The sequence below is a fragment of the Flagellimonas sp. CMM7 genome, from assembly GCF_021390195.1.
GTDB lineage: Bacteria > Bacteroidota > Bacteroidia > Flavobacteriales > Flavobacteriaceae > Flagellimonas.
Genome location: NZ_CP090003.1, coordinates 4,243,837 through 4,259,391, shown reverse-complemented (window position 1 = coordinate 4,259,391; position 15,555 = coordinate 4,243,837). Strand labels below are relative to the sequence as shown.

Below are 15,555 nucleotides of genomic sequence, written 5' to 3'. Positions count from 1 at the left end.
AGAAGAAATGAGAACAAATCTTTTTGTTTTTTGTGAATGTAAAGTTCAAATTCTTTTGATTGAATTAATAAAAAAAAGTATTTTTGCAACCGCTTAAATGGTGGTTGTAGCTCAGCTGGTTAGAGCATCGGTTTGTGGTACCGAGGGTCGCGGGTTCGAATCCCGTCTTCCACCCAAAAAAAAGCCCTCTTTAAAAGAGGGCTTTTTTGTTTTAATCCAATATGTAATTTCTACTTAGAGGCCTTGTCCACCACTACCTTATTTTCTCTATTAGCAACTTCCCAAACCGTATAAAAAACAAGCCGTGTTCTATTTTCCAAAAGATCGTAATTTATCTTATCAGGTGTATCTCCTGGTCTGTGATAATCTGCATGGGTTCCATTAAAATAGAAAATAATGGGAATGTTGTTTTTAGCAAAGTTGTAATGATCGCTTCTGTAATAAAATCTGTTGGGATCATTCTCATCGTTATACGTATAATCAAACTCGATATTGGTGTATTTTTTATTGACCTCCTCAGAAAGATTGTGCAAATCCGTACTCAGTTTGTCAGAGCCAATTAAATATAAATAGTTTCTGTCTCCCTCTCTTTTAGGGTCAATTCTACCGATCATATCAATATTAAGGTTTGCCACGGTTTGCGCCAATGGCAAAACAGGGTCATAGTCTGTATAATATTTTGAACCCAACAGTCCTTTTTCCTCACCTGTAACATGCAAAAACACTATGGAACGTTTAGGTCCTTGTCCAGCTTCTTTAGCGGTTTTAAAAGCTTCCGCAATTTCTAGCAGTGCCACACTTCCAGAACCATCATCATCAGCACCATTATTTATTTGACCATCTGCAGTAACACCAATGTGGTCTAAATGAGAAGACACCACTACGTATTCATCGGGTTTTTCCGATCCTTTGATGATTGCAATTACATTTTCAGAATTTACTTCATCGTTTCCGCTTGTGGCATTAAGTTTTATAGATGCGGAAATAATTTTGGGTGTATTTTCTTTTTCAATGTCTGGCATTATAGCTGTAGAAGATTCTTGATTCAGTAGAACAATAAAACTGTCAGTAACCTCTTCCTTTAGAGACATCTTCCCACCTTTATTATTTTTCATAAAATCAAAATAACCTTTGAACCTGAGATAATTTTGGGTGTCATAATATAAAACACCTTCAGCTCCCTTTTCAATGGCAAGGTTGGATTTTTTGCCCATGGCTTCGGACATATTGCTCCAAGCAGATTTTTTATTGGTTCCTGAAAGACTATAAGTTCCATCGGCATTTACTGGTTCACCAGATTTAATTAAAACCAATTTCCCTGTTACATCCAGTTCTTTGTAGTCCGAGTAGTCACCGTCTTCAATTCCGTAGCCAACATAAACAATAGTGTTGTATGCGCCACTTGCAGCATCAAATGTGACTACATCTTCACCTATCTGAAAAACAGCGTCATTGATTTGAACATTCCCTTGTGGAACTCTAGCTACTTCTAATGGAACTTTTTGAAAATAGTCGCCATCTTTTTTTGCGGCTGGAATACCCAAAGTTTCATATTGCTCTTTTAGGTAAGCAACAGCCTTTTTTTGCCCAGGCTGTCCAGTTTCCCTTCCTTCAAACTCATCCGAAGCATATATATATAGATGTTCTTTGAGCTCGTCTTGGGTGATGGTTTCTGCATATACAACAGGGTCAGCCTCTTTTACTGTGTTGGAAACTTCAGAAACTGTTTTTTGGGCTGTATTGCAGGAAAATGCAAGACTAAAAACGATCAACGCTATTTTTTTCATAAATATCTTGTTATCAAAATTTTCCAAAAATAACGAAACCATAGCAATCGCATTTTTTTTATAGCACGATTTAATTTAATTGCCGAAGATATTCCGTTGGATTAATTCCTTTTATCTCCTTGAACTTCCTATTAAAATTTGAAATGGAGTTGAAACCAGAGGTATTGGCAGCCTCCACAATGGTCATGTCCCTTTGGTTGAGAAGCAATTGACATACATGCTCAATCCTAACTTCAATCAAAAACCTAAAAAAAGTTTTATTGGTTCTCTCTTTGAAAAATCTGCAGAACGCATTGGGTGTCATATGAGCCAATTTAGCAATGGTATCCAACTCAATTTTTTGGTCGAAGCTTTTCATTGTATAATCAAATACTGCCCGTAAACGCTCTCCATGATCATTGGATAGCTGTTTTTCTTGCACAAACCCTGAAAGCCTTGTTTTTTGAGATTCACTTAGTTTTTTAAGTAACCGCATTAAAACCATAAACCTTGAAAAATGTCCCGAAGAAATTAAGCCCTTCATATCTTCAATAAATGGAAGGTTTGAGGTGATTGCTTTAAAACCGGTCTTGGCATGAAGAAAAAAACTTTGTAATTCCTTCATCTCTTCAATATCAAAAAAAGCGCTTCCAAAAGAATCCTTTCTAAAGAAAATAGATATCATATGTGAAGTTTTGGAGCTTATGGTACTTTTGAACAAATGAGGCATTCCACTTCCTATAACAAAGAAATCTCCGCGTTTAAATGAATGAATGCTATCTCCAACAATCAGTTTACCAGAGCCTTCCAGAATTTGGCTTACCTGTATTTCTTCATGTTGATGAAGTTTATCGTAAAATACTGATCCTTTATCACTTTGCACCGTGATATTTTCCCCAGGTTTTTTGGGTATCTTAAATGTATATACCTTCATATGTTCGCAAATTATCCCAAAAATAGATTTTATTTAAGATAATAAGGTAAAATAATATTAGTATAGGATAATTTTCAGCAATTTAAAGAGTGAGTGTAATTCTATTTTTGATAAAAAATAAAAGTATACTATGACACAGTTTAGTTGGAAAGGGGTTATGCCTGCAGTCACTACCAAATTTACTCAAGAAGACAGATTGGACATGGAAATGTTCACCGTGAATATAAACGCACAGATGGAAGCCGGAGTTAGTGCCATTATTTTAGGAGGCACACTTGGTGAAGCAAGCACATTGGATGATGATGAAAAACGAACATTGATTGAGCATACTGTTGATTTGGTCGATGGAAAAATTCCGGTAGTGATGAACATAGCCGAGCAAAGCACAAAAAAGGCGATTCAGGCGGCAGAAAATGCAGAAAAATATGGAGCTAAGGGGCTCATGATGCTTCCTCCAATGCGTTACAAGTCAACAGACTATGAAACAATGACTTATTTTAAAGCGGTAGCTCAAAGTACTTCATTGCCAATTATGGTTTACAACAACCCGGTAGACTATAAAATTGAGGTTACCCTAGATATGTTTGATGAATTATTAAAATATGAAAACATACAGGCGGTTAAAGAGTCTACCAGAGATATTACCAACATAACACGTATTAAAAATAGGTTTGGTGAAAGGTTAAAAATCCTTTGTGGAGTTGATACCTTGGCAATGGAAAGTTTGCTTATGGGCTCAGATGGTTGGGTTGCCGGTTTGGTATGTGCCTTTCCAAGAGAAACAGTTGCCATTTACGAATTGGTAAAAGCTGGGAGAGTAGCGGAAGCCACTGCCATCTATCGCTGGTTTATGCCTTTATTGGAACTGGATATTAATCCACAGTTGGTTCAGAATATTAAGTTGGCTGAAGTAGCTACGGGTATTGGAACAGAGAATGTTCGATTACCTAGGTTACCCCTACAAGGCAAAGAACGCGATAGGGTACTCGCTATTATTGATCAAGGAGTAAAGACCAGACCTCAAATTCCAGTTTTCTAAATGAGTGCGCACATATTCAAATGTATTGATGCACATACCTGCGGAAACCCTGTTCGTCTTGTAGTAGAAGGCGGTCCAAATTTGGTAGGGAACACCATGGAGGAGAAGCGACAGCATTTCATGAAAGAATTTGATTGGATTCGCACCGGTTTAATGTTTGAGCCAAGAGGACATGATATGATGAGTGGCAGTATACTATATCCACCTCACAATCCTGAAAATGACATTGCAGTTCTTTTTATAGAAACCAGTGGTTGTTTACCTATGTGCGGTCATGGAACTATTGGGACAATGACCATTGCCTTAGAGGAAGGGTTGATCAAACCCAAAATACCTGGAAAAGTGAGGTTAGAAACTCCTGCAGGCTTGGTTGAAATTGACTACCACAAACCCAGAGAGAAAGTGGAGTGGGTAAAGTTGACCAATGTAAAAAGTTACTTGGCAGCAGAAAAATTGAAAGTTGAAAGCAGCGTATTGGGAGAATTAACTTTTGACGTTGGTTTTGGCGGAAACTTTTATGCTATTGTAGATCCTCAGTCAAATTTCTCTGGGATCCAAGATTTTACAGCAAGCGAATTGATTCAGTTTTCTCAAGAAATTAGAACAAAAATCAATAAAGAGTATTCAGGGGAATTTATACATCCAGAAAATTCCAATATCAATCATGTATCCCACATTCTTTGGACAGGCGAACCAATTGATAAAACCTCATCTGGAAGGAATGCCGTTTTTTATGGAGAAAAAGCCATAGACAGATCGCCTTGTGGTACAGGTACTTCCGCACGTATGGCACAACTAAATGCCAGAGGACTGTTAAACTTGGGCCAAGAATATGTGCATGAAAGTTTTATAGGTTCTAAATTTGTGGGAGTGGTAGAGCAAGAGACCTTGCTTAACAACAAAAAGGCCATTATTCCGAGCGTTCAAGGATGGGCCAAAATATACGGTAGAAATACCATTACAATTGATACAGACGATGATCCATATGCACATGGATTTCAGGTGATTTAATATGAGTGCTAATAAAAATGTTATAGTAATAGGAGGTGGTATTGTTGGTCTTTCAGCCGCTTATTTTTTACAGAAAGAAGGACATCAAGTTACTGTTCTGGATAAATCTGATATAAGCTCGGGAGCCTCTTTTGTGAATGCTGGTTATATAACGCCCAGTCATATAATTCCATTGGCATCTCCGGGCATGATTTCTAAAGGGATCAAATATATGTTTGACTCTTCAAGTCCTTTCTATGTAAAACCTAGACTTGATATGGAATTCATCAAATGGTCTTGGTATTTTAAAAAGTCATCCACCAAAGCCAAGGTAGAAAAAGCCATGCCAGTAATTATGGACATCAACCTACTGAGCAGAGAACTTTTTGAAGATATAAAAGCTTCAGGAGATTTGGGAGATTTTCAATTGGAGCGAAAAGGGCTCTTAATGATTTATCAGACAGAGAAAGAAAGAAATCATGAAATGAAGGTTGCAAAACGGGCAGGCGATTTAGGTTTAGAAGTCAATAATTTAGATGCCAGTGGTTTGCTAAAAATGGAACCGAATATAGAGCTTAATGCTCTTGGAGCCTTCCATTATGAATGTGATAGGCATATGACTCCCACACAATTTATGGAGAGAATGCTGGAGTTCTTACCAACACAAGGAGTGGCAATCAATAAAAATGAGGAAGTTTTAAATATCGTTTTAAATGGAGATAGCATATCAGAAGTGAAAACAAGCAAGGCAACTTATCACCCGGATGAGGTTGTTTTTGCAGCAGGTTCATGGACTTCGCATCTTTCAAAAAAATTGAATGTTAAATTGCCTTTGCAAGCAGGTAAAGGGTATCGTATAAATGTAGCCGCTTCTACAAATATTTCTATGCCTGCCGTTTTGATGGAAGCGAAAATGGCGGTTACTCCAATGAATGGATTTACCCGTTTTGCGGGAACGATGGAGTTTTCAGGTATCAATAATATTATAAGAAAAGAACGGGTTGAAGCTATTGCTAAAGGCGCAGAGCAATATTACAAAGGACTCACCATTTCCGAAGAAGATAAAAGCAATGCGCAATGTGGTCTAAGACCAGTTACTCCAGATGGATTGCCCTATATTGGAAAATCAAAAGAATATCAAAACCTAACATTTGCAACAGGGCATGCAATGATGGGTTGGAGTTTAGGGCCTGCAACAGGCAAATTAATATCTGAGATGATTTCTGAGAAAAAACTATCTATGCAAACTGCTCCTTTCGCTCCTGATCGCAAGTTTTAGATATTATCGTTTTCTTTCGGTTAATTTAGATGTAGAGCATAGTATAAATTTTTTAGTTGCCTCATTTAGAAGTAATTTTGCACCATGGCAAAAAATTACACTGCTTTTTTCTTTTTTTCTTTTCTACTGGTTCATGGTATATGGGCTCAGGAGATTCAGATATTTAAGGTTCAAGATTTTGACCTTAATGGAAAGGTAAAGTCATGTTTGGTTATCACGGATTATGGTAAAGAACTTTTTGAGTTTAACAAGGAAGGTTTTTTAACAAGGACGGTTACGCAATACAACGATACGGATCAAGATATTACTTATTACAAATATGACAATGATGAGCTTCTAGAAAAGCGTATGGAGAGTTATAAGGATAATGTTCTGGATGAAGCTACTTCTATGGCAAATTTTTATTCCATTGATTCGTTGTCTCCGAAAAAAATTTTAGAAAAAATTATTTCGTATGATAAAGAATTTCTTGAGCAGCAGGAGCATGAATACGATGAAAATGGAAGACTCACCAAAATCACAACCTCAAACAGTGAAGGCGTAGATGAGACAATTGTTGAGTATACTCCTTATAAAAATGAACTCACAAAAAGTTTTGTGATAAATGGAATAATGGAAAAATCCATTAGGACTTCTGAAAGGAAAAATACGAAAGGTATTTTAAAAGTAGTTTTAACCAAAGAATATATAGATGGCGAGTCCAATAAGGCTATAGAAGAAGTGTATGATCCTTCTGGAAAACTTATTTCCAAAGAGGTGTTTTTGCATAGTCCAGCCAAGAAAGAATTTGTCTCTGACAGAAAAATGATTTACTCTTATGATGCAGATGATATGCTGAAAAAGGTTATTACAATGACTGCAAATTCATTGTCTGTAAAAGAATACATTTTTCAATTTGATAGCAACAAAGAAAAGAATTGGATTAAACAGATTATTACTCCAGATAACACGTATACTACTCGTAAAATATCATATTACCCTGTTGAGGAAACCAAAGAAGAAAATCCTAACTAGTTAGTTGAAGCAAATCCCATAGATTTCCGTATAGATCCTCAAAAACCACCACTGTACCATAACTTTCCTTTCTAGGTTCTTCTTTAAAAATCACACCTTTTTGTTTCATGGCATTGTAATCTTCACAAAAGTCATTAGTATGCAAAAAAAGGAACACCCTGCCACCAGTCTGGTTACCAATAGCAGCTTTTTGTTTGTCACCAACAGCTTTTCCCAATAAAACATTACACTGGCCTTCATTAGGAGCGACGAGCACCCATCTTTTTCCATCGCCAAGGTCAATATCTTCAACAAGTTTAAAGCCCAACTTTTGTGTATAAAAATCAATGGCTTCATCATAGTCCTTTACAACAAGGGTTATGTTGGCCAAATGTCTTTTTGTGGCTCTCATATTATTAAATCAAGGTTTCAATGATTTCTGATTTCATCTCGTGTCCACCTACAAAACTGATGATTTCTGCATTTTTTTGGAAGAGATTTTCGATTTTGTTTTTCTCTGTTTTTAATCGCTCCCTGTTCATATACTCGTCGGCGTTGCCGTATACTATTTTAACTTTGGATGAATGCCAGTCTATATAATCAAAATCTTCTTTTTTTAGTTCATTTGGAATACCGCCCGCATATAGGATAAGACTTTTAAAATTGATTTTTCTTCGGATAATCCAACGGGTAGCAATAGATACTCCTTGAGAAAATCCAAAGAGGATAAGATTATAATTGGGCGGTATTTGTTCAGCATCCAAAACGGCATCAATATAGTTCATTACATTATCAGTTTCAGCTGCAGTGTTTTCTTTGGTTAACCAACTGGCACCAACATACTTGTATTCATTTTTCAAATAATATTTGGAAGGAGCTTGGGGCGCAATTATGTAATTCTCTTGAGCATCTAAACCCTTGAAATACTTTAGAAAATACCTGCTTAAATATCCAATACCATGAAAGACCAGCCAGACATTTTTTGTTTTTGAGGTCAATTCATTAAGGGTTACATAGGTGTTTTTTGTTGAATATGATACGGTCTTTTCCATTGAATGCACACTGTCTGGATTAACTTAATATATTATTGACATAGCTTTCCGTAATTTTACGAAAAATAGAAGGATGAACGAGCATAAAGAGAAAATTCTATCTGTTTGCAATGGAATTTGCAAGGGAACATTGATGGAAACCTTGGATATTACCTATGTTGATGTAGGAGAGAATTTCCTGATTGGAAGAATGCCAGTTACTCCTAAAGTTCATCAACCGGATGGTGTTTTACATGGAGGGGCCTCCGTTGCATTAGCTGAAAGTGTTGGGAGTGCGGCCTCTTATATTTTTTTAGATGGACAGGAGTTTTACGTTAGAGGCATAGAGATAGCCGCCAATCATGTAAAAGGAATACGGGAAGGTTTTGTATATGCCAAAGCGACCATTATTCATAAAGGGAGAACAACTCAATTATGGGATATAAAAATTACCAACGAAGAAGGTGATTTAATTTCCAGCTGTAAACTGACTACCATTGCCTTACCAAAAAAATAAAGAGTTTTATAAGCTGCTAGAAAAGGTTAGTTATTGTCTTGAAAACAAGCTGCCATTTTCCATTTACCGAAAACCACAAGAGAATCAGGTTTTTGGTGTTTTTCAGTCTAATGATGCATTAAATATTACCACCAATTTTGAAGAAAAGGGATTTGTTTTTGCTCCTTTTGATTTAAATGATAATTCAATTTTGATTCATGCTGATGAGGTAGTGGAAGCCCCTTATGAAATAGAAGGAAAAAGGGCTAAGAATAAAGTATCTGCAACTGATTTAGGGAAAGACCATCACCTAAGGCTGGTTGAAAAGGGCATAAGTGAAATAGATAGTGGGGGATTGATGAAAGTTGTTTTATCCAGAGAAATAATAGCAAAACTTTCTAGAAACCCTGAAGAAATTGTCGTTAACCTTTTGGAAGGCTATCCAAATGCTTTTTGCTACTTGTTTTTTCACCCCAAAGTTGGTGTTTGGTGTGGAGCCACTCCTGAAACTTTGGTCCGGATTAAGGATAAAGAACTGCATACAATGTCATTGGCAGCTACTCTTCCGTTAAAAGAAAATTCTGAGCCTAATTGGGGAAGTAAAGAAATTGAAGAACAAAAAATGGTTTCTGATTATATCAAGGAAAAACTAACAGATAGTTTGGTGTCATTGGATATGGGCAAAACTGAATCTGTTAGAGCAGGGAATCTATGGCATCTAAAATCTGATGTCAAAGGAAAATTGCCCACTACGGCGAACATGAAAAATATTATAGCTTCTTTACACCCTACACCGGCTGTTTGCGGAATTCCAACACAACAAGCAAAGACTTTTATCCAAGAAAATGAAAATTACAAGCGCACTTTTTATACTGGTTTTTTAGGAGAACTTAACCTTAAAGGGGAACAGGAAATTCATCTGTTTGTGAACTTACGGTGCATGGAAATCGGCAATGGAAATGCCTCTGTTTTTGTTGGAGGTGGAATTACATCGGCATCCAATCCAGAAAGTGAATGGTCTGAGACACAGAACAAAAGCAAAACAATGTTGAGCATCATCTAATTTCATAGTATGGAATTTTAGGGGAATACCTTTTTGAGCTGTATTTTTGTTATCAATGATGTATTCAAATATCCCCTCCGCGCAGACACTTGTTCTTTATTTTAAATCTAGGGGAATTAAAAATATAGTTATTTCTCCAGGCTCTAGAAATGCCCCATTAACATTGAGCTTCACCAAAAACTCTTTTTTTAAGTGTTTTAGCATTGTAGATGAAAGGTGTGCCGGTTTCTTTGCCTTAGGAATGGCTCAACAATTGCAAAAACCTGTGGCTTTGGTTTGTACATCGGGCAGTGCACTATTAAACTACTATCCTGCTGTAGCGGAGGCATTTTATAGTGATATTCCATTGATCGTGGTTTCGGCCGATAGGCCTGAATATAAAATAGATGTCGGAGATGGTCAGACCATACGTCAGAAAAATGTTTTTGAAAATCATATTGGGTATTCGGCCAATTTGAAGCATGATATTAGCCACGCTACAAAGACAGTTTTGTCTTTTACCAAATCAACTTCCAAAGAAACCCAGGAAACAATTCAGAAACACAATGAAGTTGAACTGGCATTGGTGTTAGATAAAGTGATGTTGGAAAAGACACCTGTGCATATTAACATACCTTTTGAAGAACCATTGTATGGACTATCGGAGAAAACTAGCATAAATATTACAGATGCGGGGTTTTTTGCTGAAAAAACACACGATATTGAAAATCTGGAGAAGTTGGTGTCCATTTGGAATTCTAGTAAACGCAAAATGATTTTGGTAGGGGTAAATCAACCCGAATCAATCGAAAAGGAGGTTTTGGAAAGTTTGGCAAATGATGACAGCGTTTTGGTATTTACAGAGACTACGTCCAATGTGCATCATCCCAACTTTTTTCCAAGTATTGATAGCATTATTGCTCCTATAGAAAAATCAGAAAAGCACAAAGAGCTTTTTGAAGCGCTTCAACCTGATTTGCTAATAACATTTGGCGGATTGATTGTTTCAAAAAAGATAAAAGCCTTTTTAAGAAAATATAAGCCTAAAACACATTGGCATATTGATGAGAAAAAAGCGTTTGACACTTTTTTTTGTCTTTCAAAACATGTAAAAATCCCTCCTGCAGATTTTTTCAGAGCGATGCCAGATTCAAAAGCAGGGGCAAGTGGTAATTATAATTCATATTGGAGTAGGGTAAGGGATAACTATGAAAGTAAGAGGGAGACATATTTGTCTGAAATAGATTTTTCAGATTTCAAGGCCTTCGGTCAGATACAACAAAATATACCAAAGGGATATCAAGTTCATTTGGCAAATAGTTCTACAGTTAGGTATAGTCAATTGTTCCCTATGCATCAATCATTAAAGGTTTTTTGCAACAGAGGTACAAGTGGTATTGATGGCAGTACTTCCACAGCAATTGGAGCATCCGTTCATGAAAACTCACCAACGGTACTGATTACTGGTGATCTTAGTTTTTTTTACGATAGCAATGGTCTTTGGAACAATTATAAAAAACCGGATTTTAGGATTATACTCATCAATAATTCTGGAGGAGGTATTTTTAGAATCTTACCAGGGAAAGAAGACACAAATGAATTTTCTACTTTTTTTGAAACCACGCATCAACAAACGGCAAGTCACCTTGCAAAAATGCACGGATTTATATACGAAAGGGTCGAGAATGAAAAACAATTGAACGCTAGTTTAAAAAACTTCTATAATGCTTCGGACATGCCTAAAATATTAGAGATAGTAACTTCACGTCTTGAGAATAACAAAATTTTGCTTAGTTACTTCGATTTTATATCTTAGAACCTAAGTAATATTTTAATCTTTTAAGAACACTAACTACCATGAGTAAAAGAGATGAATTAATTGTAAAGTATGCCGCGGACATTAAAGACAAGTTTGGTGAGACACCGAACATGGATCTGTTGACCAAAGTGGCTATTGGACTAGGACCAGCTATCTACAATTTGGATGCTTCAAAAGTGTCTGGATCGGATGACAAGGAATTGCAGACTGTAAAAAACAACTTCTTGATAAAGAAATTAGGTCTTGCAGATAGTTCCGATTTAATGGATGCAATCAATAGCGTTATTGATAAGTATGGGAGATCGGACAAGAACAAGCATCGTGCGGTTATTTACTATATGCTAGCCAAGCATTTTGGTAAAGAATCCATTTACAACTAACATAGTATTATCATGTTAAAGAAAGCTGCTGTAAAGCGGCTTTTTTTATACCCATATTTCAATCTACCTTTGTCCTATGATAGAATTAGGAAATTACAACACACTAAAAGTGCTAAGAAGCACAAGTATTGGCTTGTTTCTGGGGGATGAAGAGGGAACAGAGGTGCTACTGCCAAATAAATATGTTCCAGACCATTTTGAAATTGATGGAGACTTAGAAGTTTTTTGCTATTTGGATAATGGTGAACGCCCAATAGCAACAACCCTTAAACCTTTTGTAAAACGAAATGGATTTGCATTCCTAAAAGTTGTTGAAGTAGGCGCTTATGGCGCATTTATGGATTGGGGCTTAGAGAAGCATTTACTGGTTCCGTTTAGAGAGCAGGGAGTTGAAATGGAACAAGGAAAAAAATATGTTGTACACTGCTATTTGGATGAAAAAACTTTTAGATTAACAGGTTCTAGTCGGTTGAATAAATTTCTATCCAATGAGGGTTTTGCCTTAGCAGTGAACAGCGAAGTGGAAATAATGATAAGTAGAAAAACACCTTTAGGGCGAGAAGTTATAATTGAGGATAAGTACAAGGGACTGATATTTGAAAGTGATGTTTTTAAGCCAATTGCCATTGGAGACAGAATGAAAGGTTACATAAAAGCTGTTAGGTCGGATAATAAAGTGGATATTTCCTTACAACAAATAGGGGCCAAAATGTTGGAGCCAACCGCGAAATTCATTTTTGAAAAACTGCAAGAAAATAATGGCTTTTTGGCTTTGCATGATAAATCCGCACCCGAAGAAATTAAGAATACATTGCACCTAAGCAAAAAAGCGTTTAAAAAAGCCATTGGAACGTTGTATAAAGAAAGGAAAATCACCATTGCAGATGATGGTATTTATGTTTTATAACTAGCTGCAAATAAATGTGTTACAAAAATGTTAATTCAAAATGAATTAAATTGATACCGTTAAGTTTTTTTGTTAGGTCAAAAATTTTACTTTTGTATAAGTAGATATTAACTCGTTGACAATTATGCTTTTAGCATAACGTCAGAACTCATACCTCCTGATATGCCTTTTATTGAAGAAAGTGATTTGTTGGACCTGCACAAGGATATAGACAAGGCCCAGATTATTAACGAAAGACTTTTGGATCAAATAAAGTATAAAAACAAAGATTTACGTAAGGTAAGACTGCATCGTAATATACTACTTGGCTTTACGGCGCTCTTTATTGTAGGAACGCTTGCCATCACATCTTTCACTGCAGGTCTTAGTAGCAAAAACTCATTTGAAAATCAAAACAACCTACTGGTTTCCATTGACAGTTTAGATGCTATAAAAACCAGAATAGGTAACCTTAAAGTGCAGAATGAAGAGCTTAGCTTAGTTAAGGAGTTTTACTTGGCTAAGGCATTTTTAGATAAAGAAAAGGTCTACTCCGTTCAGGTAAAATCATTTGTGGAGAACAATGTTACTCTTGCTTCTGAAGCACTAACAAATACACTTTTTGTTAAAACCAATCCTTTCTATGCATATTCATTAGGAAACTTTGAAACATTGGATGAGGCGCAGTCTTTTAGAACGCAATTGGTCAATATGGGCTTCAAGGATGCTTTTGTGGCCTCTTACCAAGATGGAAAAAGGGTTAAAATAGAAGACCCTTATTAGTTTTGAGAAAAAGTAAGGCTTGGATACAAGCTGCTAGGTTACGTACACTTCCATTATCACTATCGGGAATTATCGTTGGGACTGCATTGGCAAGAAAGCAAGGCTTTTTTGAACTTTCCGTTTTTGTTTTAGCATTATTGACGACAGTTGGTTTTCAGGTCACTTCTAATTTTGCAAATGATTATGGGGATGGCGTAAAAGGTACCGATGATGAAGATAGGATAGGACCTGCAAGAGCATTACAAAGTGGTTTACTGACACAATCAGGACTTAGAAAGGGTATAATGATATCTTCGATTATAAGCATGCTAATTGCGGTGGGGTTGATTTATTTAGCTTTCGGAAAGGAAAACCTTCTATATGTTCTTTCGTTTTTTGTCCTTGGAATTTTATGCGTTTGGGCCGCTATTAGATACACAATGGGTTCTGAACCATATGGGTATAAAGGTTTGGGAGATGTATTTGTATTCTTGTTTTTTGGATTGGTCGGTGTATTGGGGAGTATGTTTCTCTACACAAAATCACTGGATTGGGTTTCAGTGTTACCAGCAATCACTATCGGATTATTGTGTGTAGGAGTTTTAAACTTGAACAATCTCAGAGACGTCTTATCAGATAAAAAACATGGTAAAAATACGCTGGTAGTTCAAATGGGCTTTGAAAATGGTAAGCGCTATCATCTTTTTCTGATCACACTTGCTTTTCTATGTCTCACCATATATACTTGGATTGAAAAAACAGGTGTTTTACATGCATTTTATATGTTGGCTTTTGTGCCTATTTTACTTCACCTTCGAAAGGTTATGATTACAAAGGAACCTATAAGACTAGATGGAGAACTTAAAAAATTGGCGTTGAGTACTTTCTTACTCTCCTTACTGTTCTACATAGCAGTTAATAATTTTTTGTAATTTTGATTTACAACTCACTAAACCTTACGAAACTTGGAACACCCCATTAAAATACTAATTGTTGAGGACAATGTAATTATTGCAGACGATATGCAATCTATGCTTGAAGAAATCGGGTACGAGATTGTTGACAATGTAATAGTTTACGAACAAGCTGTTGAAGTATTGAAAAATAATCACGTAGACCTGGTGCTTATTGATATTATTCTGGCTTCGGATAAGACAGGAATAGATTTAGGAAAGCACATTAGAGAAGTTTATAACATTCCATTCATTTTTGTTACTTCCAATTCTGACCGAGCTACGGTTGAAAATGCAAAGACAGTTAAACCTGATGGTTACTTGGTTAAACCTTTTGAACAGCAAGATTTGTATACCTCAATTGAGATAGCCTTGTCTAATTTCAATTATGCCCGAAAGGAGAATAGTAAAGAAATCATTGGTAACGAAGGAGACACTTTTACTTCCAATTCCGTTTTAAAGGACTCCATCTTTGTTAAGAAACAACATCTATACTACAGAATACAATTCGGCGATATTCAATTCATCAAGGCGGACAATGTATATTTGGAGGTAAATACCGTAGACAAAAAGTTTTTAGTTCGCTCTCCGTTGAAAGACTATTTGGAGAAATTACCCAAGAATAAATTTTATAGAGCTCATAAGTCCTACATTGTTAATGTGGATCATATTGATGCTATCAATTCAAAAGATAATGTCATAAACAATAACTTGATACCAATATCCAAGGATTTTAAAGAGTTCATAATCTCTTCAATGAATAGTTAATTCCTATTCATTGTAATCATAATTTTAAAAGTGTCATACGGCACTTTTTTTTATGCAATTATCCCAGAAACATTGAATAACCACAACTTTTGGTTAATTCACAACAATATTTTTCCACTGTTCGGTCATGCATGTACTTTAGCAGTGTAATTAATTCAGAAAAATAAATTTTTTCATTTTCATATAGTGTTCTCGTAAAAGGGTCTTGTCAAATTTGACAGGACCTTTTTTAGTTTTAGAAGATTTGTCAATCCATGAAATGCACAAAACATCGATAAAACGCTTTTCACATATGCTTAAAGCCGTTTCACAACAGAAATGGGCACTTTCACAACAATACCGAATAACTCTTTTAGATTGGATTTAATTTTGTCTCTAAACTAGCGTTCTTTATATACAGCAACAATTAGAAAAGTT

General features: G+C 35.9%; 16 protein-coding genes and 1 tRNA gene. 13 read left to right on the top strand and 4 right to left on the bottom strand.

What is annotated here, in order from left to right:
• Window positions 1-99: 99 nt before the first annotated feature.
• Window positions 100-175 (top strand) — tRNA-His (locus tag LV704_RS19325).
• A 55-nt stretch (window positions 176-230) separates the two neighbouring features.
• Here the strand turns inward: LV704_RS19325 and LV704_RS19320 are convergent.
• On the bottom strand, window positions 231-1,787 hold the full coding sequence (locus LV704_RS19320) for a M28 family peptidase (protein ID WP_163422047.1): 1,557 nt from the start codon (window positions 1,785-1,787) through the stop codon (window positions 231-233).
• Between the two features lie 70 nt (window positions 1,788-1,857).
• Window positions 1,858-2,700, bottom strand: a complete 843-nt coding sequence (locus LV704_RS19315; RefSeq protein ID WP_163422048.1) for a helix-turn-helix transcriptional regulator — start codon at window positions 2,698-2,700, stop codon at window positions 1,858-1,860.
• Window positions 2,701-2,830: 130 nt separating this feature from the next.
• On the opposite strand from LV704_RS19315, the gene LV704_RS19310 reads away from it, so the two are divergent.
• From LV704_RS19310 to LV704_RS19295, 4 genes are all read left to right on the top strand, one after another.
• Window positions 2,831-3,739 (top strand): dihydrodipicolinate synthase family protein, encoded by a 909-nt coding sequence (locus tag LV704_RS19310; protein WP_163422049.1) that lies wholly within the window; start codon window positions 2,831-2,833, stop codon window positions 3,737-3,739.
• Window positions 3,740-4,750 carry a 4-hydroxyproline epimerase gene (locus LV704_RS19305; RefSeq protein ID WP_163422050.1) on the top strand — a complete coding sequence of 337 codons (1,011 nt, stop codon included), beginning with the start codon at window positions 3,740-3,742 and terminating at the stop codon, window positions 4,748-4,750.
• Between the two features lies 1 nt (window position 4,751).
• Window positions 4,752-6,008 carry an FAD-binding oxidoreductase gene (locus LV704_RS19300; protein ID WP_163422051.1) on the top strand — a complete coding sequence of 419 codons (1,257 nt, stop codon included), beginning with the start codon at window positions 4,752-4,754 and terminating at the stop codon, window positions 6,006-6,008.
• Between the two features lie 84 nt (window positions 6,009-6,092).
• Window positions 6,093-7,022, top strand: coding sequence for a hypothetical protein (locus LV704_RS19295; RefSeq protein ID WP_163422052.1), 930 nt, complete (start codon window positions 6,093-6,095; stop codon window positions 7,020-7,022).
• Here the strand turns inward: LV704_RS19295 and LV704_RS19290 are convergent.
• Together LV704_RS19290 and LV704_RS19285 are read right to left on the bottom strand one after the other, a co-directional pair.
• A complete protein-coding gene (locus LV704_RS19290; protein WP_163422053.1) occupies window positions 7,015-7,413 on the bottom strand; it encodes a VOC family protein in 399 nt (132 codons plus the stop codon). The genes LV704_RS19295 and LV704_RS19290 overlap by 8 nt on opposite strands.
• A gap of 4 nt (window positions 7,414-7,417) precedes the next feature.
• On the bottom strand, window positions 7,418-8,053 hold the full coding sequence (locus tag LV704_RS19285) for an esterase (RefSeq protein ID WP_317164637.1): 636 nt from the start codon (window positions 8,051-8,053) through the stop codon (window positions 7,418-7,420).
• Between the two features lie 73 nt (window positions 8,054-8,126).
• Between LV704_RS19285 and LV704_RS19280 the strand changes: the two genes are divergently transcribed.
• The 8 genes from LV704_RS19280 (at window position 8,127) to LV704_RS19245 (ending at window position 15,138) form a co-directional block, all read left to right on the top strand.
• Window positions 8,127-8,549, top strand: a complete 423-nt coding sequence (locus tag LV704_RS19280; RefSeq protein ID WP_163422055.1) for a PaaI family thioesterase — start codon at window positions 8,127-8,129, stop codon at window positions 8,547-8,549.
• The gene (locus tag LV704_RS19275) at window positions 8,530-9,591 is read left to right on the top strand and encodes a chorismate-binding protein (RefSeq protein ID WP_233782093.1); all 1,062 of its coding nucleotides are present in this window, start codon (window positions 8,530-8,532) and stop codon (window positions 9,589-9,591) included. Before LV704_RS19280 ends, LV704_RS19275 begins: the two co-directional genes overlap by 20 nt.
• A 55-nt stretch (window positions 9,592-9,646) precedes the next feature.
• Entirely contained in the window at window positions 9,647-11,386 is a 1,740-nt protein-coding gene (menD, locus tag LV704_RS19270) for a 2-succinyl-5-enolpyruvyl-6-hydroxy-3-cyclohexene-1-carboxylic-acid synthase (RefSeq protein WP_163422056.1), read from the top strand.
• 41 nt (window positions 11,387-11,427) lie between these two features.
• Window positions 11,428-11,769, top strand: a complete 342-nt coding sequence (locus LV704_RS19265) for a DUF2853 family protein (RefSeq protein ID WP_163422057.1) — start codon at window positions 11,428-11,430, stop codon at window positions 11,767-11,769.
• A 76-nt stretch (window positions 11,770-11,845) separates the two neighbouring features.
• Entirely contained in the window at window positions 11,846-12,676 is an 831-nt protein-coding gene (locus tag LV704_RS19260) for a S1 RNA-binding domain-containing protein (RefSeq protein ID WP_163422058.1), read from the top strand.
• Window positions 12,677-12,838: 162 nt separating this feature from the next.
• On the top strand, window positions 12,839-13,438 hold the full coding sequence (locus tag LV704_RS19255) for an SPOR domain-containing protein (protein WP_163422059.1): 600 nt from the start codon (window positions 12,839-12,841) through the stop codon (window positions 13,436-13,438).
• A 2-nt stretch (window positions 13,439-13,440) separates the two neighbouring features.
• Window positions 13,441-14,349: a 1,4-dihydroxy-2-naphthoate octaprenyltransferase gene (gene menA, locus LV704_RS19250; RefSeq protein WP_163422060.1), complete on the top strand. Its 909-nt coding sequence runs from the start codon at window positions 13,441-13,443 to the stop codon at window positions 14,347-14,349.
• Window positions 14,350-14,382: 33 nt separating this feature from the next.
• A complete protein-coding gene (locus LV704_RS19245) occupies window positions 14,383-15,138 on the top strand; it encodes a LytTR family DNA-binding domain-containing protein (RefSeq protein ID WP_233782092.1) in 756 nt (251 codons plus the stop codon).
• Window positions 15,139-15,555 lie beyond the last annotated feature (417 nt).

Bases quoted from the DNA above. Each gene is read 5' to 3' on its own strand.
- LV704_RS19280 (WP_163422055.1), top strand. From the start codon at position 8,127: ATGAACGAGCATAAAGAGAAAATTCTATCTGTTTGCAATGGAATTTGC.
- menD (WP_163422056.1), top strand. From the start codon at position 9,647: ATGATGTATTCAAATATCCCCTCCGCGCAGACACTTGTTCTTTATTTT.
- LV704_RS19300 (WP_163422051.1), top strand. From the start codon at position 4,752: ATGAGTGCTAATAAAAATGTTATAGTAATAGGAGGTGGTATTGTTGGT.
- LV704_RS19310 (WP_163422049.1), top strand. From the start codon at position 2,831: ATGACACAGTTTAGTTGGAAAGGGGTTATGCCTGCAGTCACTACCAAA.
- LV704_RS19315 (WP_163422048.1), bottom strand. From the start codon at position 2,700: ATGAAGGTATATACATTTAAGATACCCAAAAAACCTGGGGAAAATATC.
- LV704_RS19295 (WP_163422052.1), top strand. From the start codon at position 6,093: ATGGCAAAAAATTACACTGCTTTTTTCTTTTTTTCTTTTCTACTGGTT.
- LV704_RS19285 (WP_317164637.1), bottom strand. From the start codon at position 8,053: ATGGAAAAGACCGTATCATATTCAACAAAAAACACCTATGTAACCCTT.
- LV704_RS19260 (WP_163422058.1), top strand. From the start codon at position 11,846: ATGATAGAATTAGGAAATTACAACACACTAAAAGTGCTAAGAAGCACA.
- LV704_RS19265 (WP_163422057.1), top strand. From the start codon at position 11,428: ATGAGTAAAAGAGATGAATTAATTGTAAAGTATGCCGCGGACATTAAA.
- LV704_RS19255 (WP_163422059.1), top strand. From the start codon at position 12,839: ATGCCTTTTATTGAAGAAAGTGATTTGTTGGACCTGCACAAGGATATA.
- LV704_RS19290 (WP_163422053.1), bottom strand. From the start codon at position 7,413: ATGAGAGCCACAAAAAGACATTTGGCCAACATAACCCTTGTTGTAAAG.
- LV704_RS19305 (WP_163422050.1), top strand. From the start codon at position 3,740: ATGAGTGCGCACATATTCAAATGTATTGATGCACATACCTGCGGAAAC.
- LV704_RS19320 (WP_163422047.1), bottom strand. From the start codon at position 1,787: ATGAAAAAAATAGCGTTGATCGTTTTTAGTCTTGCATTTTCCTGCAAT.